20 protein-coding genes are annotated in these 24,119 nt (G+C 37.8%); 6 read left to right on the top strand and 14 right to left on the bottom strand.

Going from position 1 to position 24,119, the window contains the following annotated elements; translation table 11 throughout:
* Positions 1-226: 226 nt before the first annotated feature.
* On the bottom strand, positions 227-499 hold the full coding sequence (locus I6F42_RS01345; protein ID WP_010552980.1) for a hypothetical protein: 273 nt from the start codon (positions 497-499) through the stop codon (positions 227-229).
* Positions 500-797: 298 nt separating this feature from the next.
* Here I6F42_RS01345 and I6F42_RS01350 point away from each other — a divergent pair, with 298 nt between their 5' ends.
* On the top strand, positions 798-2,489 hold the full coding sequence (locus tag I6F42_RS01350; protein ID WP_010552981.1) for an alkaline phosphatase: 1,692 nt from the start codon (positions 798-800) through the stop codon (positions 2,487-2,489).
* 60 nt (positions 2,490-2,549) lie between these two features.
* Here the strand turns inward: I6F42_RS01350 and I6F42_RS01355 are convergent, their stop codons facing one another.
* Together I6F42_RS01355 and I6F42_RS01360 are read right to left on the bottom strand one after the other, a co-directional pair.
* A complete protein-coding gene (locus I6F42_RS01355) occupies positions 2,550-4,034 on the bottom strand; it encodes a cellulase family glycosylhydrolase (RefSeq protein WP_197150246.1) in 1,485 nt (494 codons plus the stop codon).
* A 400-nt stretch (positions 4,035-4,434) separates the two neighbouring features.
* Positions 4,435-4,785: a hypothetical protein gene (locus I6F42_RS01360; RefSeq protein WP_101216961.1), complete on the bottom strand. Its 351-nt coding sequence runs from the start codon at positions 4,783-4,785 to the stop codon at positions 4,435-4,437.
* A gap of 185 nt (positions 4,786-4,970) precedes the next feature.
* Here I6F42_RS01360 and I6F42_RS01365 point away from each other — a divergent pair, with 185 nt between their 5' ends.
* Entirely contained in the window at positions 4,971-5,600 is a 630-nt protein-coding gene (locus I6F42_RS01365) for a hemolysin III family protein (RefSeq protein WP_197150256.1), read from the top strand.
* A 244-nt stretch (positions 5,601-5,844) separates the two neighbouring features.
* Here the strand turns inward: I6F42_RS01365 and I6F42_RS01370 are convergent, their stop codons facing one another.
* The 5 genes from I6F42_RS01370 to I6F42_RS01390 all read right to left on the bottom strand — a co-directional run bounded on the left by I6F42_RS01370 (position 5,845) and on the right by I6F42_RS01390 (position 11,789).
* A complete protein-coding gene (locus I6F42_RS01370) occupies positions 5,845-8,067 on the bottom strand; it encodes a DUF2971 domain-containing protein (RefSeq protein WP_197150259.1) in 2,223 nt (740 codons plus the stop codon).
* Between the two features lie 371 nt (positions 8,068-8,438).
* Entirely contained in the window at positions 8,439-9,533 is a 1,095-nt protein-coding gene (locus tag I6F42_RS01375; RefSeq protein ID WP_197150262.1) for a GGDEF domain-containing protein, read from the bottom strand.
* 47 nt (positions 9,534-9,580) lie between these two features.
* Positions 9,581-9,754 carry a hypothetical protein gene (locus tag I6F42_RS01380; RefSeq protein ID WP_197150264.1) on the bottom strand — a complete coding sequence of 58 codons (174 nt, stop codon included), beginning with the start codon at positions 9,752-9,754 and terminating at the stop codon, positions 9,581-9,583.
* A gap of 837 nt (positions 9,755-10,591) precedes the next feature.
* Positions 10,592-10,897, bottom strand: coding sequence for an MGMT family protein (locus I6F42_RS01385; RefSeq protein ID WP_197150266.1), 306 nt, complete (start codon positions 10,895-10,897; stop codon positions 10,592-10,594).
* Entirely contained in the window at positions 10,887-11,789 is a 903-nt protein-coding gene (locus tag I6F42_RS01390; protein WP_010552989.1) for a LysR family transcriptional regulator, read from the bottom strand. Before I6F42_RS01390 ends, I6F42_RS01385 begins: the two co-directional genes overlap by 11 nt.
* Positions 11,790-11,911: 122 nt before the next feature.
* On the opposite strand from I6F42_RS01390, the gene I6F42_RS01395 reads away from it, so the two are divergent.
* Entirely contained in the window at positions 11,912-12,994 is a 1,083-nt protein-coding gene (locus I6F42_RS01395; RefSeq protein WP_197150268.1) for an efflux RND transporter periplasmic adaptor subunit, read from the top strand.
* Between the two features lie 2 nt (positions 12,995-12,996).
* Positions 12,997-16,065 carry an efflux RND transporter permease subunit gene (locus tag I6F42_RS01400; protein ID WP_197150271.1) on the top strand — a complete coding sequence of 1,023 codons (3,069 nt, stop codon included), beginning with the start codon at positions 12,997-12,999 and terminating at the stop codon, positions 16,063-16,065.
* A 108-nt stretch (positions 16,066-16,173) separates the two neighbouring features.
* Here the strand turns inward: I6F42_RS01400 and I6F42_RS01405 are convergent, their stop codons facing one another.
* The gene (locus I6F42_RS01405) at positions 16,174-16,506 is read right to left on the bottom strand and encodes a PBPRA1643 family SWIM/SEC-C metal-binding motif protein (protein WP_197150273.1); all 333 of its coding nucleotides are present in this window, start codon (positions 16,504-16,506) and stop codon (positions 16,174-16,176) included.
* A 242-nt stretch (positions 16,507-16,748) separates the two neighbouring features.
* Here I6F42_RS01405 and I6F42_RS01410 point away from each other — a divergent pair, with 242 nt between their 5' ends.
* Positions 16,749-17,006 carry a MetJ regulator of methionine regulon gene (locus I6F42_RS01410; RefSeq protein WP_197150276.1) on the top strand — a complete coding sequence of 86 codons (258 nt, stop codon included), beginning with the start codon at positions 16,749-16,751 and terminating at the stop codon, positions 17,004-17,006.
* 58 nt (positions 17,007-17,064) lie between these two features.
* A complete protein-coding gene (locus I6F42_RS01415) occupies positions 17,065-17,649 on the top strand; it encodes a hypothetical protein (RefSeq protein WP_197150280.1) in 585 nt (194 codons plus the stop codon).
* Positions 17,650-17,671: 22 nt separating this feature from the next.
* On the opposite strand, the gene rluF is transcribed toward I6F42_RS01415, so the two are convergent.
* From rluF to glgC, 5 genes are all read right to left on the bottom strand, one after another.
* Positions 17,672-18,709 carry a 23S rRNA pseudouridine(2604) synthase RluF gene (gene rluF / locus I6F42_RS01420; protein WP_033012488.1) on the bottom strand — a complete coding sequence of 346 codons (1,038 nt, stop codon included), beginning with the start codon at positions 18,707-18,709 and terminating at the stop codon, positions 17,672-17,674.
* An 86-nt stretch (positions 18,710-18,795) separates the two neighbouring features.
* Positions 18,796-19,866, bottom strand: a complete 1,071-nt coding sequence (locus tag I6F42_RS01425; RefSeq protein ID WP_197150666.1) for a DUF418 domain-containing protein — start codon at positions 19,864-19,866, stop codon at positions 18,796-18,798.
* Between the two features lie 30 nt (positions 19,867-19,896).
* Positions 19,897-21,111 (bottom strand): EAL and HDOD domain-containing protein, encoded by a 1,215-nt coding sequence (locus I6F42_RS01430; RefSeq protein WP_197150290.1) that lies wholly within the window; start codon positions 21,109-21,111, stop codon positions 19,897-19,899.
* An 89-nt stretch (positions 21,112-21,200) separates the two neighbouring features.
* The gene (locus I6F42_RS01435) at positions 21,201-22,736 is read right to left on the bottom strand and encodes a glycogen synthase (protein WP_197150667.1); all 1,536 of its coding nucleotides are present in this window, start codon (positions 22,734-22,736) and stop codon (positions 21,201-21,203) included.
* A gap of 81 nt (positions 22,737-22,817) precedes the next feature.
* Complete coding sequence (gene glgC / locus I6F42_RS01440; protein WP_002958601.1) at positions 22,818-24,119, bottom strand: glucose-1-phosphate adenylyltransferase; 1,302 nt, start codon at positions 24,117-24,119, stop codon at positions 22,818-22,820.

The raw sequence follows: 24,119 nt of genomic DNA on the forward strand, positions 1-24,119 counted from the left end.
TTATTTCAAACACTCTGCCTTTATTTACGTGCGCTTTTGCTAAGTCGATCAGCTTTGTATGAATCGAATTAATTACCAGCTATATAATTGGCTAAAGATTAAACCAACCTCCCATAGCTTTAAACACTTGAACCGAGTAATAAGCGCTAATCATACTGACTACGGGTGCTAACATTAATGCAAATAATCCAAGTTCACTGCTCATCGTTTTAATCCTTTAAATGATTTATTTTACGTTTTTTATACTAGTATCAGTATTTTTAAGCGCTGTGCTATCTGTTAAAACGGGCTCATCTAATAAACCCTCTAAAACAGTTTTAGCATCAAAATAAAGCGTTTCCTTTAGTGATTTTTCAAGCTCGATTGTGGTTTGCTTAACATAGCTTGCTACACTTTGAGTTAATATATCAGTTACATCTAGGTCCACCTCTGTTGCGTGTACTTGCGCAGAACCTAATACTAATAAACTTGCCATAGCGATTTTAATTGAATGTTTCATAATGGTGTTCCTTGTTTGTGTATTGTTTAGACGTAGTTATATACTCAAGGGTTGTGCCAACATAAAAATAAACTTTAACCAATTGTAATTAAACAACTTTACATGCATTACTTTAATTTTAAAAATTCATCTCTCGTTAATTTAACCATTTAATTTAATTTTTTGACTACTTTTTAGTTAATAAATAAAAGGATTTAAAGGTATTAATACCGTCACACTAAATACATTTAGCGTTTATAAAAACGTCATATCTACCCGCTAAAGTGCACACCACTATAAATAATTCAAAAAGTGCAGTATGACTCTTTCATCACGTCGAAATTTTTTAAAAACCTCAGCAGCAAGCATATTTACCGTCGCAGTATCGAGTGCCATTACAGGTTGTGCTCAAACATTAATAAACAAACCTCTATCGGCTATTGAATTTAAACACGGTGTAGCGAGTGGCGATCCGCTTAGTCATGCTTTAATAATTTGGACACGTGCAACTCCTTCTCAATCAAATTTTGAAGTTACTGTTGCTTGGGAACTGGCAAGTGACTCTCAATTTAAAAACATTATTCGCAGCGGGCAAGAACAAACAGATAAAAGCCGAGACTTTACAATAAAAATAGATGTACAAGAACTTGCTCCAAACACAGAGTACTTTTATCGGTTTGTGGGTTTGAATACACAAAGCCCTATAGGCCGTGCTAAAACACTACCAATAAACAATGTTGAACAAGTAAAAATGGCTGTTGTGTCTTGCTCAAACTACCCTGCTGGGTACTTTAATGCCTACACCGATGCCGCTAAGCAAAAAGATTTAGATGTGGTACTGCATTTGGGAGATTACATTTACGAATACCCAATGGGCGGATACGCTACCGAAAATGCTGAAAAAATTGGCCGCCAATTAGCAGCCGATAACAGCGGTGAAATTATTACCCTTAGCGACTATCGTAAGCGCTATGCTATTTACAGAACAGACCAAGGCTTACAAGCACTTCACGCTGCAGCGCCATTTATCGCAATATGGGATGATCACGAAGTTACCAACGATACCTATAAAAGTGGTGCTGAAAATCATACTCCTGATGAAGGTGACTTTTTTAAGCGCCGTGCAGCAGCTATTCAAGCCTATTACGAATGGCTACCAATTAGACCGCCTATGGGCGAACAAAGCCCGCAAATATATCGCACCTTCGATTTTGGTAATTTAATAAGCTTGCACATGCTAGATACGCGCGTAATAGCACGCGATAAACAACTTGCTTACAGCGACTATAAAAACCCCGAGACCAAGCAAATGGATGTTGCGCGCTTTGTCAGTGATTTAAATAATCCAAATAGGCAGTTACTAGGTAACACACAACTAAACTGGCTCACGAGTGCAATAACTAAATCAAATGCAAAATGGCAAGTATTGGGCCAGCAAGTATTGATGACTAAAATGTGGCTACCTACTGAAATATTCTCGCAATCCGATCGCACTAAAATACCTCAGGTGTTAAAAGAGCTTGTTGCCATTAAAAAAGCCGTGTTAGCTAATAAAGCGGTAACACCCGCGCAACTCGCACGCGTAAATACTTTAATGCCTTATAATTTAGATGCGTGGGATGGTTACCCAAGCGAGCGCGAAGCATTATACAAAAGCGTTACTGCATTAAATAAAAAGTTAGTCGTGGTTGCAGGTGATACGCACAATGCGTGGCATGGCACATTAAAAAATGCAAAAGGCGAAAGCGTAGGAGTAGAGTTTGCAACACCTGGTGTTACATCCCCGGGTATGGAGCATTATTTAGCGCTTAATACAGCACAAGCAAAGCAGATGGCTGACTCGCTTTCATTGCTAATAAACGACTTAAATTATTGTGACTTATCACACCGTGGGTATATGTTACTGACTATTACTAAAGAGCAAATCACAACCGATTGGCGCTATATAGATAACATAAACTCACCAAGCTACAATATTGTTGAACAACACCAAAGTGTTTATAAAGGCTAATACTTTTAAAAAGAAGGTAAATGTATTATTTACCTTCTTCGCATATTTTATTTAACGTGCTTAATTACAAGTATAAAGAAGCGTCCACGAAGCATCACTTCCGGGAATGCTGTTTGTATACCAATTTGCACTGTATGCATTACCTTGATATTGCATTTTATCGTCAGTGTTATTGTGAGTAAACGGACCACCTGAGTAATCTTTGTTCACCCAATTAGGGTATGCATTAATACCATTACAATCTGTTGAACTTACAACACTGCATCCGTTTGTATCAACACTTGTACCAGCGGGTGTATCTGGGCACTGATCAATATCATCATTCACACCATCGTTATCCGCATCGCTTTGTGGCTCAACTACTTCAACAACACAACCTATATTATTAACAGTTTCACCTGCAGGTGTATTAGGGCATTGATCAACATTATCGCTTATACCATCGGCATCGCTGTCAGTTACTGCACAACCAATACTATCAACCGTTGTACCTGCGGAAGTATTATCGCACTGATCAAGGCTGTCACTTACGCCATCCCCGTCGCTATCTAAATCAACATTGCTACTACCACCACCCCAACCTTGAATGATCTCTTTAACTTTAGTGCCTGACGATGTTAGTGAATTCCAACTACCGCCTGGAGTAAATAACGAAGCACCTTCGTTTTTATCGTTTAAAGCCCAGTTAGCGTGGCTAATATTGTTTGTTTTAAAAAATGCCATCCATGCATCGGTTTCATTGATATTAACACCACCATTACCATCAGCATTAACTGTTCCCCACTCTGTAGCAAATAGTGCAATGCCGTTATCGAGTGCTGTTTGTGCTTTATTTCGATACGATTGACCATGTGTGCCAGCATAAAAATGCAGAGTGTAAGCAATATTGGCACGATCAATTGGGTTTTGTGATGCCACATCAACATCTTGCGACCACGTAGGCGTTCCAACCACAATTAAGTTATCAGGATCGATTGCTCTAATTTTATCAATAACTGTTTCTGCATAAGGCTTAATATCGTTAACCCACGAGATTTGTAACGGCTCGTTATAAATTTCATAAATAACATTGTCGTACTGCCCATATTTGGTAGCTACGTCTTCAAAAAAGCGAACTGCAGTTGCTTGATCGGTATGTGCTTCATGGCTATGAAAATCAATAATAACGTACATATCTTCAACAATAGCTGCGTTTACAACAGTATCAAGACGGCTCATATTGCCCTCCCAATCAAAGTTCAAACTACCACCAGTACTCGTACCATGACCAATAGCTGCACGAATTAATGTTGCATTAAATTCAGTTTTTGCCTTTGCTACTGTTTCTGCTGTATAAAACTTTTCAGCACCCCACCCCGTATTACTCCAAAATAGGCTAGGTCCTGCAAAGCTTGTGCTTTCCCCACCCGCAAGAATTTGATTCCCACTCACCGTTAACTTCTCAACAGCGGCATTAGCCATTGTTGAGCATCCTAGTAATAAAGCTAACGATAAGCTCGCCACTTTAAAATCCTTTCTTTTGTGATTATTTGAACTGTTATTCATCGTATTTCCTTAAATTGAAATTATCAGTCGTCATTGCTTGACGTAATAAATTGACACCAAACCAATACTTAATAGTCAAATAAAGTTAATTTGGCGAGCAGAAAGCACCATTTATTTATTAACATTAAATGAATAAAAAGGTACAAAGATAAGGATTTTAATTAACTAAATATCAACAAGTGAGCGATTTAACGAGGTTTGAGGATTTTACTGGGTATATACAGGCATTTACACGATGTTTACATGATGCGGGCAAAAAATCTCGGTTACAAAAAATATGTATAAAAATGAAAAGGCGGTAATAATAATTATTACCGCCATCAATAATAGCTAAATATCAGGGATAAATATGCGGGAAGAAAATTAATAAGCCAACCAAACCGAGTTCTGATTAAGTGGCTTATTTTTTAGTGGGCAGCGCTTTTCTACCCAAACGGTATGCATCCATCATGCTCAGCACCCAAATTATAATCATTAAAGGTAAATACTTATATTCAGCGAGTTTAGCGCAGGCGTCAGAAGGTTGTTGCGCGGCTTTTAAAATGGCCGTAACCGACATGGGGATTTTTCCGTGTACAATTTCATTTGCAGTACACTGTGCAATCGCAAATATATCTTGAAGGGTTAAAATTAAAAGAACAGAAAATACACCCGCAAAAATAGCGCCTATAAGGTGTTTTTTTAAAGAAAAATGCCCCGCTCCAGGATAAACAATGGCGGTAAGTAAAGCAGCTTTTAGATCTTGTTTCATGGTTATTTCAGCTCGTAATATGTATTACACTAGACACCAACATAGTGAATTAATTCTCTTTAAAATCAAGTAAAAGCTAAAGTAGCGTATCAAATAAAGTTATTTAGAATTACTCACAGCTAAGATTGAAACTTTCAGCGTACAGTTGTACACTGAAATTAATTCCAATAGTGGTAGGAACAGTTATGTCGTTAGAAGCGCCTTATTCCCGTAAAGAAGAGAAATTAAACGTAATCAGCCATGCACTCGGTATTATATTTGCCGCGTTTGTTATGTGGGATTTATTTAGCCAAGCCACCAGCACTAAAGCGTATATTAGTACTGCAATTTATGGCAGCAGCCTATTTGTGCTGTTTTTGTCGTCCACTTTGTACCACGCCAGTATTCAACCGCGCTTAAGAGCCTTTTATAAAAAGTGCGATCACTGCGCCATATACTTATTAATTGCCGGCACCTACACTCCCTTTTTATTAATCTCATTAACCGGTGCTTGGTCATGGGCAACACTTACATTTATATGGACTGTGGCACTAGCAGGCGTTGCGTACAAAGTATTTGTAAAAAACAGTAATAAAAAAATATCACTCGCCACCTACTTGCTCATGGGTTGGTTTGCACTGGCTATAGTGTATCCACTTTATTCTAGTGTTGATGTAAAAGCACTTTACTGGCTACTTGCCGGCGGTATTTTTTATAGTTTAGGTACATTATTTTACAGCGCTAAAAGCACCCAATTTAGCCACGCTATTTGGCACTTATTTGTTATTGCTGGGTGTGTTTGCCATTATATTTCAATTAGCAATTACGTTTATTGAGCTGGTTAGGCTAATTAGAATGGTCTGGTTTGAGTGAAGAGCAGACCGTCAGCCTTTGTCTTTGCGGTAGGCTGTTTCAAGCTCATTGCTGCCGTTAATATTCAATTTTTGAACGTTCACTTTGAGCCAACAACAAATTGTCACTTAATAGCTTAATTCCTCCATAACTGACACTGCATTGTGAATGTGGGGGGCTCTTTCTGAGTTGCGATGCGGCCCCTAAGTTTAGTATGAAACTAGTCCTTTAATTTATAACCTCGTATTCCAGTTCGAAAAAGTTCTTTTCTGATAACATAGCTCTTCTTAATTCAATCTTCGATAAATTATTATCAATATTTTCATTAAGTCCACTGATGATGCTTTGTATCAACTTTATTGTACTTTCGGGGAACTTATAACCTACAGTAATGCTTTTTATGTAAGCATAAGCTCTATCGCCTGTTTTATAAGGGTAGCTGGCTTTTTCGTAATAAATTTTATCCCTTTTATATGCGAATAGCCGAACTTCCTTCTCATATGACCAATCTTTGTTTTTGGTAAGCATATATTGATTGAATAAGTAACGTTCTTTTTCTTTGTATCTTTTGGTGGTGTGAGAGTAGTTCACTTTATCAATACCAACACCATCAGGTAGTTCACCTTCAAAGTAATATTCCACCATAAGCCCTGTATGATTCTCAGCGTAATGCGACCACATTAGCATTGAATTCTCATTATTTGAAAAAGAAGCCAATCGGAAGTTGGGACGCAAAAATAAATTAGTTTTATCAGCACTCAAATTATCGTATGGTAATTCAATTGGATCATTGAGTTGTTCAGAAGATGCTAGATAAAAATATCCATTAACTAAAGCGTCAAGAGTGAACTGGTTGAAAGGGTAGTACTTAAATAGTGAATTCCCATTTTGGGATGTAGATAAAGTATACCTAAAATGACCAGCAATACTCTCATTAAAGCTATCTATATATTCATCGTATAAAGAGTCTGGAATAGAGTGTTCTGATCGATTTAGACAAGATAAATAGTTTGAGATAATTACATCATTCAGCTCTCCGCTGACTTTCATTGAGTCAATAGCCGATTTAAAATGCGTTAATGCTGTGTCAACTTTATCTTGTCTTTCATAATATATAGCTAGTAAATTAGAAACTGACATTGAAGGTTCTAGCTCTGTTAAAAGCGAAGGTGCTTCATCGTGCCTGTTAGTATCAATAAGATAAGATGCCAATCTAGTTTTGTCATTTTCGCTTAAAGGTTCATCAGTACTCTTCAACTTTTCTATTTCTATATTAATGACATGCTTATCCCATTTATCCTTCAGTGATTTAAGCTTTTCTACTATTGAGTCGTGCATGTAATGGTTTAATAGATCATCATGGCTCAGATATTCATCGGCTTCTTGATACAAGCTCCAATGTTCAATCGGATGAAGGTCATCTTTTTCAACTAGAGAAGTTTCTAATACCTTAATATTTTTTAATATCAAATAGGCTAAATATAATGGGTTGCAACTATATTTTCTAAAGAAATTTTGCTTGTTGATGGCTATTTCATATTCTTCATTTAACTCAATGTCTAAATATAGCGATGACAGTAGGTAATACAGCCTTAGTTGATTGTTAATTTTTCTTGGTTCTTTAATTTCTTCCTCTACTAATGAGATGACTTCACTATACTCCTCTGCCTCGAACGCGTATTTTATTATCGCCTCTTTAGTTGGGTTCGCATTTCCTTTTTTTACTTCTTTCTTCGCTTCTTCATAAATACGTTTAAAGTCACCTTCAAGATATTTAACACTTTCAAAGAAGTATGATTTTTGAACAGCGTAGTCAAAATCAATACATCCTTTATCAAGATATAAGTCAATAATACTTTTACTGACCCGTTCCTTTTCATTCATGAGATTAATGCCATTTTCGAGGTCGTCTAGATAGAAATAGCAAATCAATAGGAAGTCGTGACAGTGAGAAACATTTGTATCAAGGAATATGCTTTTTAATTCCTGCCAATCGGCCTTATCAAACTTTGCTTGTATCAATTGAGGAGCATATGCATTGAGAAGGTTATATGAAACTAGATCAAATTTCTTTGCTTCATAGTTTATTTTAATTGCAGTTAGGAAATAAGAAGTGTTTCTAGTTAAAGCGAATAAATTCCACAATACATGCGAGTCCCTCTCATCGTGTTTTAGTGCTTCTTTAAAATAATAAGTTGGTATTTTACGCTCATTGGGATAATTAAACAGTTCACGCGCTATGTCACCTAAATAGCTATACGAAGAAACATAGCTCTCTTTTATATGTAGGATTTTATTGAAAACCTCAGAGGTATCCTTACCTTTCAATTCTAATAAGAAAAAGTAAAGACCTAGATTATTATTATCTTCAGCCCAAGCTTTTTCGTTGGATAGATATTCTAAACTTGCAAACTTTTTGTTTTTAAAATTATTTTTAACTTGGCTATCCATACCATTTCCTTTGATTAGATTGACGGTCAAATAAACTCTTACACTTCTTTAGATGTTGCTATAAATTTTATCTGATCAGGAGAAAATCATACCATGCAACTATGGTTATTAGAATGGCCGTTTATGGCGCAAAGTTAGCGTTCAATGTACTGCTTCCAATGACTGCAATGGTGGCTTAGCTGTCCAATTCAGAGGTTTTTGAAAAGTAATGTCAATGTCTGCTGTTGGCACTTACCCGCCCGTAATAATCACAGTAACAAATAGGGTCAGCCTTTCTTTTTTCTTTTGACTAGGGAAAGAAGCAAGACCTGCCCCAAATTTTTACGGTAATTATAATTATCGAAGATAAATATATAATCTGTGGATAAAAACTATGGACATGCTCTATTCCTGCCATTTTCTTTAGCTATGTACAGTTGCTTATCTGCTTGTTTATATAAGTCTTCAATTGAGGTGTTTTCTTTATTCAGTTCAGATAGACCTATACTGATAGTTGTACTCATCGTAATATTATTATAAATAAAAACTTTATCTTCTATAATTCTACGTATTTTTTCTGTAATCACCTTTGCTTCATCAAGTGAAGCGTCATTGAGTAAAATAGTAAATTCCTCCCCACCAACACGAGCAAAAACATCACTTTTCCTTATGTTTTTTTCTATTTCTTTTACTACATTTATTAAAATAAAATCGCCCACTTGATGTCCATAATTATCATTGATATTTTTGAAGTAATCTATATCAATCATTAAAAGTGAAAGCTGTTTTTTTTCTCTAGCTGCTATAGCTATTAATTTTTGGGAAATTTCAAAAAAATAACGTCGATTGTATATGTTTGTTAGCTCATCAATCATCGATAAATGATGCAGTTTATTAACACTTTTTTCCAAATCATCATGAGCCTGAATACTCGATAAACGACTACTATATATAGCTTTTGAAAGTAAGATAGTAGCGGGTATATAGATAAGTGTTAATACAATTAAACTAATATGGTGATGCTCACCGTAGTAAATCATAATGAAAATTTGAGGAATAATCATTGAAAAGAAAAAAATCAAATATGCCTTATAAAGTGATGACATAGATAATGCCGCAGCCGTTATAATCCCTATAATCATAACAAAAACAACTAATTCATATGGTTGAGGCGCATATACAATGGATAAAATAGAAGACATTGTCCACATAATGGCTTGGAATACGTTAGAAATAATGAAGTATATTCCATTTTTTTGTATTCCTTCTTGGTTTTTTGTTCTTAAATATTTTTTAAAACTTTTTGCATTATAAAAACGACACGTAGCTAATAATATTTGAAAAACAAACCAAATAATTAAGATATTAAATGGTATATATTTAATAAATACACCAATATAAGCAAAAGAAACGATTAACATAGCAATCATCGCTCTTGGTGTTTGCTCAACTAAACTTTCTATAAGTTTAGGATGGACGGTTAACATATTATTCCCTGATTTTTCATTCTAAAGCTCCTTTTACACTAATGCTATTAGTTAATCTCGGCTTGTATAAAGTAGCCAACTAGCACTAGGCTTCCAATCATTAACTCGCGCTGAAATATCACTGGCAGGCATCTAGCAACGCCATAACCTTGTGCTAATTCACCGTCAAGTATCAACAACACCGTATCACGATCAATAGTTTCTACCCCTTCAACAATCACATCACGTTTGAAGAATTTAGCTAAACTATTACCCTCTCAATAATGGGAAATCAATCCTAATTAATCAATCTTTTACGCAAAAAAGCCGGGGCTATCTTAATCAAGCTAGCGGGTAAAAGTAGACAACGATACTATTTTTAATAGAATCTAAGAGTCGTTTGTAACAATGAAAAAGTTCATAGCGTATAATTATCGCTGTTAGAATATACCATCACAAAATACTATATTAAATATAATAATTAATAATAAATCATTATCACTGATTTTAGTTGCTATAAGCATGGTTGGTTGACAATTAACGTTAAGTATTCCTAAACCGGTCACTACAACATTGATTCTGGCTGAATACATCGAATCACCTGATTTTAAATGATATTTATAACAAATACATTCTCATCTGATGCCAGCTCACAGTGTGAAAAGCAGCTCAATAATCCTAATTACTTTATACCTTTAGCAACTGAGAAGTTTAAATTCTGTATCCATTAATACATCAACTAGCCAATATCAATTAGATGTTGATTCAACAACAAGCTCTGCTGGCTTGCCTTTGTAAAGGGTTGAAATAGATAGAATAACAGACATGTCATTATTTAAACGCTTGCAGCTAAGCGTTTCACCTTGTTCATTATTGATAGCAAAACACTATTATTTGAATGCAGGTCAATTCCATCATAGAGTTTCATACTAAGCACCTCCATGCACTGTCTATGTTTTGGTCAACACAACTGTATCGAAAAACCCGAGACGCTTTCTATGTGATTATAAAATCTTAACTCCACATGTCACGATTCATCAACGTTCGTTTATGGTACTTATCAGCCAATAATAATCATGTCACTCCCACCGGCACTCGCGCATATTCACTTTGTCGTTTTTAAACAGTACACCTTCTGATAGTAGCCTTTCGCGCTGTTCTTGGTATTTTTCGCTACCTGCAGGGAATGATATTTCACCTTGGCTATTCACTACCCTGTGCCAAGGTATAACCGAGTCGTTTGGCATCATTTTTAATAAGCGCCCGACCAACCGTGAGTTTTGCGGGTAGCCCGCAAGTGCTGCAACTTGCCCGTAACTTGCTACTTTTCCTACTGGTATGCCTGCGATAACAGTATAAATAAGCGTTTCTTTATCAATATCCATTGTTGTTAGAATATTCCTTACTTAATTGTTTAAATTGCTCCCAGATAGTACGCGCTACAGGGCCGTGGTGCATTGCATGCTGCCTAAAGGCTCTAATTTGCGCGCTAAATTTATGCTCTCGGTCAGTTATGTGTATTTCTTGAAGTAAGCCTGCTTTTATTTCAGGGTCGCAGTGCTCTAGGCTCATCATTGCCCAACCCGCACCTGAGAGTAAAAACGATTTTAGGGTCGATACATCATCAATTTTCATCATGGCGGAGCCTTTTGAGTACGATAGCCTGTCGCTGTCGATACTCAAGTCACTTTCAAACATGGCTAAACACGGATACGTTTGCAGTTCGCTATAGGTGAGTTTTTGAGGGAGTACGCCTTTAGCGCTCACAATGCCTATATCGAGCCTGCCTATGGGTACGCTTTCTAAATCGCCTGTCGCGTGAAATAAATCAAACCACGGACCAATACCTAATTCAGCTTGCCCACTGTTTACTTGCTCTAATGAAATAAAACGCTTCCCGCTTGTTAAGCTAAACTCTGTGCTGGTAAACAACCTAAAAGTATTACTTATGATCTCGTTATAACTCTGCATATGACAAAGTTGTTCGTAACAAACTCTAAATTGGGGTTCATTACCTAATGCCAATTCTTTAGCGAGCTGTGCTAGCTCGTCGTTGGCATGCAGTAGTTGCTGTGCTTCGCGGTGAAAAACACGCCCTTTTTCAGTAAGCTGTAATCGGTACTTACTTCTGTCTAGTAACTCAAATCCTATTTTGGCTTCTAAGTTTTTAATGGCTAGTGTAAGCGCTGGCTGCGTTTTATGTAGCTTTAATGCTGCTCCGCTTAAGCTTGCGCTTTGCACTATGGCATCTAAAATTATTAATTGATTCAGCTTCATATACCGCTCTGCAACATCATAAATAAAACTTATTGAGTTTCTAAAATTTAATGATTTTTATTTTATATGTTTGCAGCGTATGCTGCACTTAATTATTTTGCCATCATTGCAACGGAGAAGACATGAAACTCTTTCGTCTATGTTTATTAACAACGACCTTACTTAGCTTAATAGCCTGTTCTGAGCCAGAACAACAAGTTAAAGAAGAGCCTATTCGCCCTGTTAAATTATTCAACATAGGTCATGATACGCAAATTAACATTCGTAGTTTTCCTGCTGAAGTTGTTGCAAACCAAGGCTCGTACCTTGCTTTTAGGGTAAACGGCGAACTTGTTAAGTTTCCTGTGCTTGCTGGTGAACACGTTGAAAAAGGTGATTTATTAGCAAAACTAGATCCAGAAGATTTTCAATTACAGTTTGACGAACGTAAAGCGCGCTTTGAATTGGCAAAATCACAACTTGGCCGTATTGAGCAATTGTTTGAGAAAAAAATCACCAGCCAATCAGAATTAGATCAAGCCACTGCTAATATGCAAATTGCTGAATCTGCATTTAAAATTGCACAAACGAACCTTGAATACAGTGAACTACGCGCACCATTTTCAGGCACAGTGGCTAAGGTGTTTGTTAAAAACTTTGAAAATATTCAAGCAAAGCAAAATATATTACGCTTAGAAACACGCGATTTAATGGACGTAGAAATTCAGGTTCCTGAAAAAATAGTCGCTCGCTTTAAAAAAGGCACCGATTACCACCCTACTGTAAAGTTTGATGGCTTTGACGACAAAGAATACATACTTGATATTAAAGAGTGGGATACCCAAGCAGATCCTGCAACACTTACTTATAAAGTTGTATTTTCGCTACCAGTACCTGAGGACTTTAATTTACTAGCCGGTATGACGGGTAGCGTGCTTATTGATTTAAGTAAAGTAACGCGCTCGCAAGTTGCTTATACAATCTTACCTATCGAGTCGGTGTTTTCTGAGCCGCAAGAATCAATTGAAGATAACGCCTACGTATGGCTTTTTGATTCAAAAACTAGCCAAGTGCATAAACAAGCTGTAAAGGTTGGCCAGTTGCACCGCGATGGTATTGAAGTATTAAGTGGTATTGAAGAAGGCCAAATTGTGGTTTCAGCCGGTGTGCATTCACTAAAAGAAGGCATGAAAGTAAGAGCATGGAATAAAGAGCGAGGCTTATAATTATGAGCTTTGCACAACTCTCCATAGAGAAAAAAGTAATCAGTTGGATGTTTACGCTGCTGCTATTAATTGGCGGTAGTGTGTCGTACTTTGATTTAGGGCAACTAGAAGACCCTGAGTTTACGCTTAAAAAAGCCATGGTTATTACTATGTACCCTGGCGCGTCGCCGCAACAAGTTGAAGAAGAAGTTACTTTTCCGATTGAAAACGCGATTCAGCAATTGCCTTATGTTGATTACGTTACGTCTATTTCATCTAACGGTAAATCGCAAATTTCAGTAGAAATGAAAAGCAATTATCGTAAAGAGCAGCTTCGCCAAATTTGGGATGAAATGCGTCGTAAAATTAACGACCTTTCTCCGTCATTACCCAGTGGTGTTTACCCAAGCACTATTTTGGACGACTTTGCCGATGTTTACGGTGTTATGTATTCGGTAACCGGCGATGGTTATTCGTATGACGAACTTAAAGATTACGTCGATTTTTTAAAGCGTGAACTGGTATTGGTTAAAGGCGTTAGTAAAGTAACCGTTGCGGGGCAACAACAAGCGCAAGTAATGGTTGAAGTTTCTACGCGTAAACTTGCTCAATTAGGTATTGCGCCAAGCCATATATTCCAGTTATTGCAATCGCAAAATACGGTATCTAACGCGGGTAAAATTCGCGTGGGCGATGAATCAATTCGCTTGCATCCTACTGGCGAATTTAAAGATGTAAAAGAGCTTGAAACCTTATTAATTTCAAAATCAGGTGCCAATGAGCTTATTTACTTAGGCGATGTAGCAAAGGTTTACAGAGAGTACGCAGAAGTACCAAATAACATTATTCGTTATAACTCTCAGCAAGCTTTACTTATTGGCGTGTCGTTTATGTCGGGTGTTAATGTGGTTGATGTGGGTAAAAACATAGACGAGCATTTAGCATCACTTGAATATCAACGCCCTCATGGTATTCACATAAATTCGGTATACAACCAACCACAAGAGGTTCAAAAATCGGTTGATGGTTTTATTATCAGCTTACTTGAAGCCATTGCGATTGTTATTGTTGTACTGCTGTTATTTATGGGCTTAAAAAGCGGCATTTTAATTGGTGGTATTTTACTGCTTACCGTACTGGGTACGTTTATATTTATGAAGTTGTTTGCTATCGACTTGCAACGTATATCGCTTGGGGCACTTATTATTGCGCTTGGTATGCTGGTCGATAACGCAATAGTCGTCACTGAAGGCATACTGATAAACCTTAAACGTGGCCAAACAAAACTCAAAGCGGCTGTTAATATTGTTGAGCAAACAAAATGGCCTTTACTAGGTGCAACAGTTATTGCAGTAACTGCATTTGCGCCAATTGGTTTAAGCTCTGATGCCAGTGGTGAATTTGCCGGTAGCTTGTTTTGGGTGTTGTTTATTTCGCTTTTATTAAGCTGGATAACAGCCATTACGCTAACGCCATTTTTTGCCAATTTAATGTTTAAAGAAAACGAATTTAAAAACGAAGAAGGCCAAGAAGATGAAGACCCATACAAAGGCTTTATTTTTAACGGTTATAAAGCGATTTTAGATTTAGCGCTGCACTTTAGAAAAACCACGCTTATATTAATGGTTGTTTTGCTGTGTACAGCGGTTGTTGGTTTTGGCTCTGTAAAACAGTCGTTTTTTCCTGCCTCTAATACGCCTATGTTTTATGTAGATTACTGGCAAGAGCAAGGTTCTGATATTCGCTCAACCCTTGAGGGCGTTAAAAAACTTGAAGATTTTTTGCAAAAAGAAGACCTTGTTGAAGAAGTAACAAGTACAACAGGCCAAGGTGCACCGCGCTTTATGCTTACCTACGCGCCAGAAAAATCATACCCAGCGTACGGCCAATTAATTATTCGTGTTGCCGACAGAGAAGCCGTAGCAACTGTAATGCAAACAGTGCGTGATTACTCAAGCAATCATGCACTCTCTGCACAGCTTAAAATTAAACCGATGGAAATTGGCCCCTCTACTGATGCAAAAATAGAAGCACGTTTTTCGGGCCCTGATCCTGTTATTTTAAGACAACTCGCCGCTACAGCCGAAGAACTGATTGGTAGCGACGATGGTGCATACAATATTCGTGATGACTGGCGCGCACGTACCAAAATGATTCGCCCGCAATTTAACGAGCAAAAAGCACGTCGATTAGGTATTAGTAAATCAGACTTAGACAATGTATTACTAACGAGCTTATCGGGTAAACAAGTGGGCGTATATCGCGATGGTACGCAATTGCTACCCATTATTGCTCGCTCTCCTGCTAACGAGCGCTTAAACGTAGAAAGCGTACACGACCTTCAAATATACAGCCCAGTTCTTGGTGTATTTGTACCAGTGACTCAAGTTGTAGACGAATTTGATGTGCAGTGGGAAGACAGCCTAATAATGCGCCGCGATCGCAAACGTACTATTACAGTAATGGCCGATCACAATGTATTAGGAGACGAAACGCCCGCTAAATTATTTGCGCGTATTCGCGGTCCGATAGAGAACATGGAACTACCGCGTGGTTACCAACTAGAATGGGGCGGCGAGTTTGAGTCGTCAAGCAAAGCTCAAAAAGCAATATTTGGCTCATTACCGCTGGGTTATTTAGCTATGTTTGCAGTCACGGTATTACTTTTTAACTCACTTAAACAGCCACTTGTTATTTGGGCAACTGTGCCTTTGGCTATTATTGGTGTAAGCGCGGGCTTGTTAGCGATGAATGCTCCGTTTAGCTTTATGGGGCTACTTGGTTTGTTAAGCTTAAGCGGTATGCTAATTAAAAACGGTATTGTATTAGTTGATCAAATAAATCTTGAATTAAGGGAAGGTAAATCGCCCTATGAGGCCGTGTTTGACTCTGGTGTGAGCCGTGTACGACCGGTTGCAATGGCAGCTATAACCACTATTTTGGGTATGATCCCGCTGTTATTTGACGTGTTTTTTCAGTCAATGGCGGTAACGATTATGTTTGGTCTAGGCTTTGCTACAATTTTGACTCTAATTGTAGTGCCGGTACTGTACACGGTTATATTTAGAATTGATTACGAGCCACGTAAGTAGTTAAACATATAATCGGTTAACATTAAAAATGCCACTGGCTCAAGGTCAGTGGCATTTTTATTTAATACCGATGAAAAAAGAAAGGCTACATATTTAGTTGTTAAGAAACTAACCGCAACACTTTTTATATTTTTTGCCACTACCACATACACAAGGTGCGTTACGCTCTGGTACTTTATCAAATACTTGTGGTGTTGACTTGCTAAGCGCAAAGTCTAGTTCGCGAATATCTTCTGGTACGTCTGCTTTAACTTCAATTGAAGCAAACAGCGAATGCTCTTCTAGTATTGCTTCTATTTCTGATTGTCGTTCAGCTGAGCTTACAATTAGCGTTAACGGGTGCAACTCTGTGCCTACCTTTGCAGTACGATTTGGCGCAAATCCATTACTGTTATTTTTACCCATTATGTCGGGCTTACCCATAAAGAAAAATTTTGACATGTTACTTCTATAACCTTTCTACATTATTAAGACGGCGCATCTTAACAGCTTACCCAAAATATAACTAAGTGTACTTGCTAATGCACAATATAAATCAGGCTTTAGCGTATATACGCCTAATATAGCGACATAATGAGGCCATTTAATGGATTTAGGCAAAATTTAAAATTCGAAATATAGTAAAATTATAATGACTCAACTCAGTGGCGTTTTAGTATCTAACTTAATATTATGGAAAAGCATTGGAAAACTTTAAAATTGCAGTACTAATAGCAGGCAGTCTTTTTATACTTTTTGGTTATTTACGCTTTATAACTGACGATAATGGTAACGTGAACTTAAACAACTACCGTTTTACAGGGGGCATACTACTGGTTATTTCCGGTATGGTTGATGGCACACGCGACCTTGTTAAGCGCCTGCGCTCTAAAAAAGCATTATCGGCGATTGCAATTTATTTAGGTATACTCTTATTTTATATTGGCTTTAGCATTCAATAGCTAAACATTAAGCGCTAATTTGGGCTTTATACAAGCAGCATTTTATAAGTGAATACCTGTGACCTTTAAACAACTATTCAACAGCGCTCTGCTACTTTTAGCAACGGCTCCTCCACTGGTTTTACTTGCATGGGATGAACAAGCTGATCCCGCATTTATTCCCAATGGTATATATAACACCTTAACATTTACGTTATTTCCAATAATGACGATCGTGTTATCGGTTGCTTTATTTAGGCACTTATATAAAAAATACAATAATAACTTTGAATTTAAACATACGGTTAAAGATTATATTGTTGAGCACGGGAAATTCCGTTCAGTATTTATACCAATCGGTTTACCTATTTTAATTTACTTATGGTTGTGGACGTCAGTATGTATTTCAGTAAAGTTACTGGCTAATAAATACGGCGATAATATATGGCAGCAAGAATATCAGTTACTCGAAGTAGGTACTTGCCCAACTGATTATGAATACAGTTGCGCAAAACTGACTGTACTGGATTTAAAAAGCTATAAAAAGCACACTTTTAGATGGTATTTAGATAAAGGTAGATTGGTGAGTTTGCAAAATAACAACATAAACTTAGTGGGCGTTAAAAGCCCACTTGGTAATATAGTACAAGAAATACAGTGGTAGTAGAATACCACTTAGCTGCACATTATTTTTTTAGACTGAGAATACGGTCCGAACTAGGTTTTGAGTCTGATTTAGCATTAGACGACTTGTTCTCTTTAATGCTTTTTGGCTTACCCACATACGTGGTAGAACGCTTTTGGTAAGGAGTATTACTGCGCTCATTTTTGCGCTCTGTGTTAGCGTTGCTGCGCTCAGAGTTACGATTTGTATTTCGCTCAGTACTACGCTCATTATTTCGATCACCATTATTAAAGCGTCGTGGGTTTTCGCCCTGAAAATCGCGTTTTTTAGGTGCTAAAGGTGCATTATTTTCTGATTGCTTATTAGTATCAAGCGAATGCTCTTGAGTTTTACCTGAGTCAGAAATCGAGTCGTTTATTTGCGCCATTTCAATATCTGACAAGTGACGCCACTGCCCTACTTTTAAACCTTTAAGTGTTACGTTCATTATGCGCGTACGTTTTAAGGTTACAACTTCGTAGCCTAAGTATTCACACATGCGGCGTATTTGACGGTTTAAACCTTGAGTAAGTACTATTTTAAATTCTTTAGGGCCACTTTGCGTTACTTTACATTCTTTAGTAACGGTATCTAAAATAGGCACACCATTCGCCATTTTTGTAACAAACTGACGATTAAGCGGTTTATCTACCGTAACAACGTATTCTTTTTCGTGATTATTGCCCGCACGTAAAATTTTATTAACGATATCGCCTTCGTTAGTTAAAAATATAAGCCCTTCAGACGGTCTATCTAAGCGCCCTATTGGGAATATACGCGTAGGATAATTTACCGCGCGAATAATATTACTTTGAATTTTACTTTCGGTAGTACACGTTATACCAACGGGTTTATTGTAGGCAATGTAAACGCGCTTTGGCGTGGCTTTAAGCGGCTTACCATCAATTAATACAACATCGGTAGCGGCTACTTTTACGCCCATTTCTGGTGAGTAGCCATTAACGCTGACACGACCTTGCTCAATATATTTATCGGCTTCGCGGCGTGAACAAAATCCTGTTTCACTAATAAATTTATTTAAACGTTTTAATTCGGTCATGGCACTTATAGCGTAGTAATTTTTAAGGCGAGTAGTGTAAACCACCCACACTATTTTTTCGCCCCTAATTTACTATTTATAGGTGTTTAAGCACTAATTTTTACTTTAGTTAATTTACGCCATACACATTCAAGCGGACCTTGATTAAAATAGCGGCTGTATAAAAAGGTAAATATGAGCTGCAGCGCAACTAATGCCGTTGCAACTAACCAATAGTCAATACGATCAAAACTGAGCACCCAGTGGGTAAATAGCACTTTATATAACAACAGTTGTATGAGTGTTTGGCTAATATATAAAGTAAATGCTAAGCGCCCTGCTTGTTGAATAAGCATGCCGACGTGTGCTCTGTTATTGCAAAATTTAACAATTAAATGAATATACAGCGTAGCCATACCTAGGGCCGCAAACATATTTACAAATTCTTGCACCCCATATCCTAAGCTGCCATTAAGCTGTGATGCATAAAGCCTGATTCCACAAAAAACAAGGGTCATTGCACCGAAAACTATTAATTGCTGAGTCGTTAAGCCTTTACTAAAAACGTCTTGTTTATATAAATAAATGCCAATAAGCATAAGGCCCACGCACATCCACATTGTCATTATTGGCACCATAACAAGCATCAATGTGTTCATGGCGAGGTTACTAATAAAGTAATCAATATAGTGTGGGTTATATAAATCTATAAACTGTGCTGAATCGCGGTAAATCACTTCATCGGGTACGTTAGATACAATAAGCACTGTAGCTACACCCGATAACAAAATAAACTCAAGTCCTCTTTTTAAAAGAACAGTGCTATCACGCTCTAAATATTTAATAACAAACCAGCCAGATACACCGTAAACAAATAAAATATCACCTGCCCAAAGTAAAAAACCATGCGCTAAACCAAAGAGGATTAACCAATAGAGCCTGCTTTTTAACTGCACTTCAGACTTGTAACGTTGCCACTGAATATAAAGTCCGGCGCCAAAAAGCAAACTAAACAGTGTTCTAAAACGCCCGTCTACAAACAAACTGCTAAAGGTGTGAATAATTGAGTCGCTTACAGGAGGATTAGTTAAAGAGGTATACCCGTATTCAAAAAGGCCGAAGGCGTAAGCATTCATGTAAACTAGGCCAAGCACGGCAACGCCGCGAATAAAGTCCATATTATAATTGCGCATTAAAGCTATTATCCGTTAAATATTATTCTTATAACTGTCAGCCCAATCGACTGACTGCTGGTAAAGTGGAGGAAGTATAGCACTGTCTATATTTAGCAAAAGTACAGCTTGTTCAAGTGCCCACCAGCTTCCTGTTTCGTATGCTTTAACAACGTTTAAAATATAATAAAGTGTGTTTTTATCCCCTAATAATGCCGTTTTTATTTCATCAGGGAAAGGTAGCTTTTCAACAAGCAAGCTCATTGGTTGATCAAGGATTGCATCTAGCAGTGAAAATAACCCAGTTAAAAATGCTTCGCCTGACTGGCTTTTATTAACCTTTTTTGCTAACAACTCACAAAAACGAGCACGTACAACACACACTTGCATTAGCTCTGCAGGCTTTTTACCCGCTGTATGAGCAGTAACAATAAGGCTCACAAACTTTTTAAGGCGTTCATGGCCTAAATACACAAGCGCTTGCTTTAATGACGATATTTGGCTTTGTATAGGAAAAACACCGCTGTTAATTAAACGCAGTAATTTATACGCAAGTGCAGCATCAAGCTCAAACAGTCCAGATATAGCTTTTATATCTGGACTGTTTTTCATTATTTCGGCGTAAATAGCGACGACTAAACCATAATTATAATCAATGTCATTTTGTTTGATCATGGTAGGTTTTGCAAAAAAATAGCCTTGAAAATAATCAAACCCCAAATCAAAGGCGAGCTTATAGTCTTCTTGCGTTTCTATTTTTTCGGCTAGTATTTTTATTTGTTTATGCGTTTGTAACTTATTAATTATGGGCTGTATTTCGCTAAGAGGTGTAATTGCAATATCAAATTTAATGAGCTTCACAAGCTTTAAAAAACGATCCCACTGTGGTTTATATACAAAGTCATCGAGTGCGAGTTTGTAGTTACTATGAAATAAACCTCGGCACAGTTCATAGTTATCGTCGGTGGGTTCTATGGTTTCGAGTAACTCAATCACAACGTCTTGGCATGGTAGGAAAGCACATAAATCGAGTTTTAATGATTCTGGTCCTATATTAATAAGCGCTTTTTTGCCTGATGTAATATGGCGTGTACCTAAATTTAATTGATTTTCCATAATAAGCCTTGCTGTTGCTTGGCCTTCGGCAATGTCTGGAAAATAATTTTTAGGACTATCACGAAAAAGTAGCTCATAGGCTACTACTTTTTTACTTCGATTGAATATTGCTTGCCTTGCAACAAATACAGACACATTACCTACTTCTTAGTTTTTATATAATACTAAGTAATTAAACCCTAAGCAGGTACATTTGTCACTAAACTTTAAAGTACAGCAACGATTTACCGGTATAAGGTTGTTATATAATCAGTTGCCACTTGTGGCCACGAAAAACGCATTTGCTCTGCGCTGTGCTTAATTTTATGCCACTTTTTAGGATTTTGCTTTTTAATTAAGAGAGTTTCGTCTAAACAGCTAATTAAATTACTCGTTTGCGTTGCTAACGTATCTCCATTAAAGCTAAAACCATTTTCGTGGTGTTTAACTGTATCTTTTAATCCGCCAACACTGTGAACTAAACACGGTTGCCCCGCACGCATTGCTAACATTTGGCTAATACCACAAGGTTCAAACGAACTTGGCATTAAAAATAAGTCACCTAGTTGATACATTAAATCGCCAACACCTTGACCATAGCCCTTCAAAAATAAAAGATTAGAATTACGCGCCATTGCTTTGGTAAATATGCTTTCGAGCTCTTTATCACCCGAGCCTAGAATAATAAGTCTGCCGTTATATTCATTAATGACTTGGCACACTTTATCAATAGCTAAAGCCTCATTAACCTGCTGGCACAATAACAACACTTTTTGCTCTGTAAGTCGGCCAACGCTTGTGATTAATGGGCCATTATTAACCGTTGCTTTAAATTGCTGTAGTCGTTGGTGGGCAATATAGTAGCCGCTTTGTAACTGCTCGCTATATGCCATCCAAGTAAATAAAGTGTTCTCTGCTTGGCTATAAAAATCAGCGAGAGTTGCTCCTTCAAGTGCATTGCTTGGATATTCGCAGCCATTTAAAATACCGACAAGCTTACCTTGGCTTGCTGCATTTTGCAGATCTTGCTCAAGCCCTTCGCCACCAAAAAAACCATGCTCGTAATTACTAGGTTCAAGAACCTCTTGGCTGTAGGTTGGTGATACAACATGTATTTTATCGCAAAGATTTATTGCACTGCGCATAGGATTAAAGCAATGAGGGTAACGCGGGTCGCATAGTTGCTGGCCATTATAACTAAGTGACGGAAACCATGCCTCTAAGCTTGAGTCGTCGTGTTTAAAAGGTCTTATACCTTGCAGTGCAATATTATGCACTGTGTAGGCAATGGGTAAGGTATTAAGTGAGCTATAACGTGGCTCAAACTTAAGTAAAACTGCAACGCAGGCGCTGTGCCAATCATGTAAATGTAGCGCTGTAGGGCGCTTTAATATACCTTGTAATAATGCTTCGCAGACAGCTGCATTAAATAAAGCAAATTTAGTCGCATCAGTTGCAAAAGGCCTCCCCGGTGCATCATTACAATATACACTGCCTGATTCACTAAATAGCGGGTGGCTAATAACAATTTGGCTTACGTTATTTTGGGCTTGTTGTACTTGAAAAACTGTTAATACATGGGGTTGAGCATTAAATGCAACGGTTACTTCACCTATATAAATACGCTCAAGAGGCTCAAACCCGTAGTCAGGAATAACAACGTCAACCGTTATACCTTGCTTTGCGAGCGCCCTTGGGGCATCGCGTACTACATCTGCCACACCGCCTACTTTTGCGCCTGGTAACGCGTCATTTTCTGCTGCAACCATTAATACATGCATTAATTTACTACTTCCTTTAACCTGTGTGGGCTTGCTCATAAATGAGCAAGCTTTGTTGTCGTGCTTAATATTTAACGTGTTTTACGCTAGCTTTTTATTCTCACGCGCTTGGCGCTCTAACTTTTTTGCAAGCTCAGTGAGCATATCACGAGTAACAAGAACGATGCCTTTCTTAGATACTCTAAAGCCGTTTTCTTCATCTGTTTTTTTGTCAAAACCGATTTCGAGACCTGCCGGTATTTCACAGCTCCTATCTATAATCGCACGCTTAATTTTACAACCTCGATTTATAACCGCACCGGGTAAAATTACCGACTGCTCAATGGTACAAAATGAGCGAACGTGGACATTAGAAAACAAGAGTGACTTTCTAACCGCAGAGCCCGAAATAATACACCCACCCGACACGGTTGAGTCCAAGGCCATACCGCGTCTATCTTCGTCATCAAAAATAAACTTAGCAGGTGGTAGCTGCTCTTGATATGTCCATATTGGCCACGTTGGGTCGTATAAATCGAGTTGTGGTTCTGGCATTACTAATTCCATATTAGCCTCCCAGAACGAATCTAGTGTACCTACATCGCGCCAATAAGGCTGCCCTTCTTGGTTTGGATCTCTAAATGGGAAAGCAAATACATTATGCTCTTCTATAATTGCTGGAATAATATCGTGACCAAAATCTCGGCCAGAGCCTTCGTTTTCAGAATCTTTTTTAAGTTGCTCAAACAAAAATTCAGTATTAAAAATGTAATTCCCCATTGATGCTAAACATGTACCTGGCTTGCCGGGTACAGAGCTAGGCATTGCTGGTTTTTCATCAAAACGACACACTCTGTTTTCTTCATCAACGGTCATTACACCAAACGTATCTGCGGCTTCCTCTACGGGCACTTCAATACAACACACTGTCATATCTGCGCCCTTTTGCACATGTTCAGCCAATAAAGCGCCATAGTCCATGCGATACACATGATCTCCAGACAAAATCATCACATATTTAGGGAGTTCGTGACGAATAATATCTATGTTTTGAAAAACAGCATCTGCGGTTCCACAGTACCAATCATCACCTTGGCGCTGAGATGCAGGTAGTATTTCAACCGACTCACCCAACTCTTTTTTAAAGTGGCCCCACGCGCGGTTTACATGGCGAATTAATGAATGTGATTTATATTGTGTAGCAATACCAACACGTCTCACACCCGAGTTAATGCAGTTTGATAGTGGAAAATCGATAATTCGATGCTTACCACCAAAGTAAACTGCTGGCTTTGCTCGCCAATCGGTTAACTCATGCAGGCGAGAACCGCGACCACCTGCCAGTATTAACGCGTAAGTTTCTCTGGTTAGGCTACTTATGTAGCGATTTGCATAATTAGGCAT

The organism is Pseudoalteromonas sp. SWYJZ12, assembly GCF_015864395.1.
Classification (GTDB): domain Bacteria; phylum Pseudomonadota; class Gammaproteobacteria; order Enterobacterales; family Alteromonadaceae; genus Pseudoalteromonas; species Pseudoalteromonas arctica.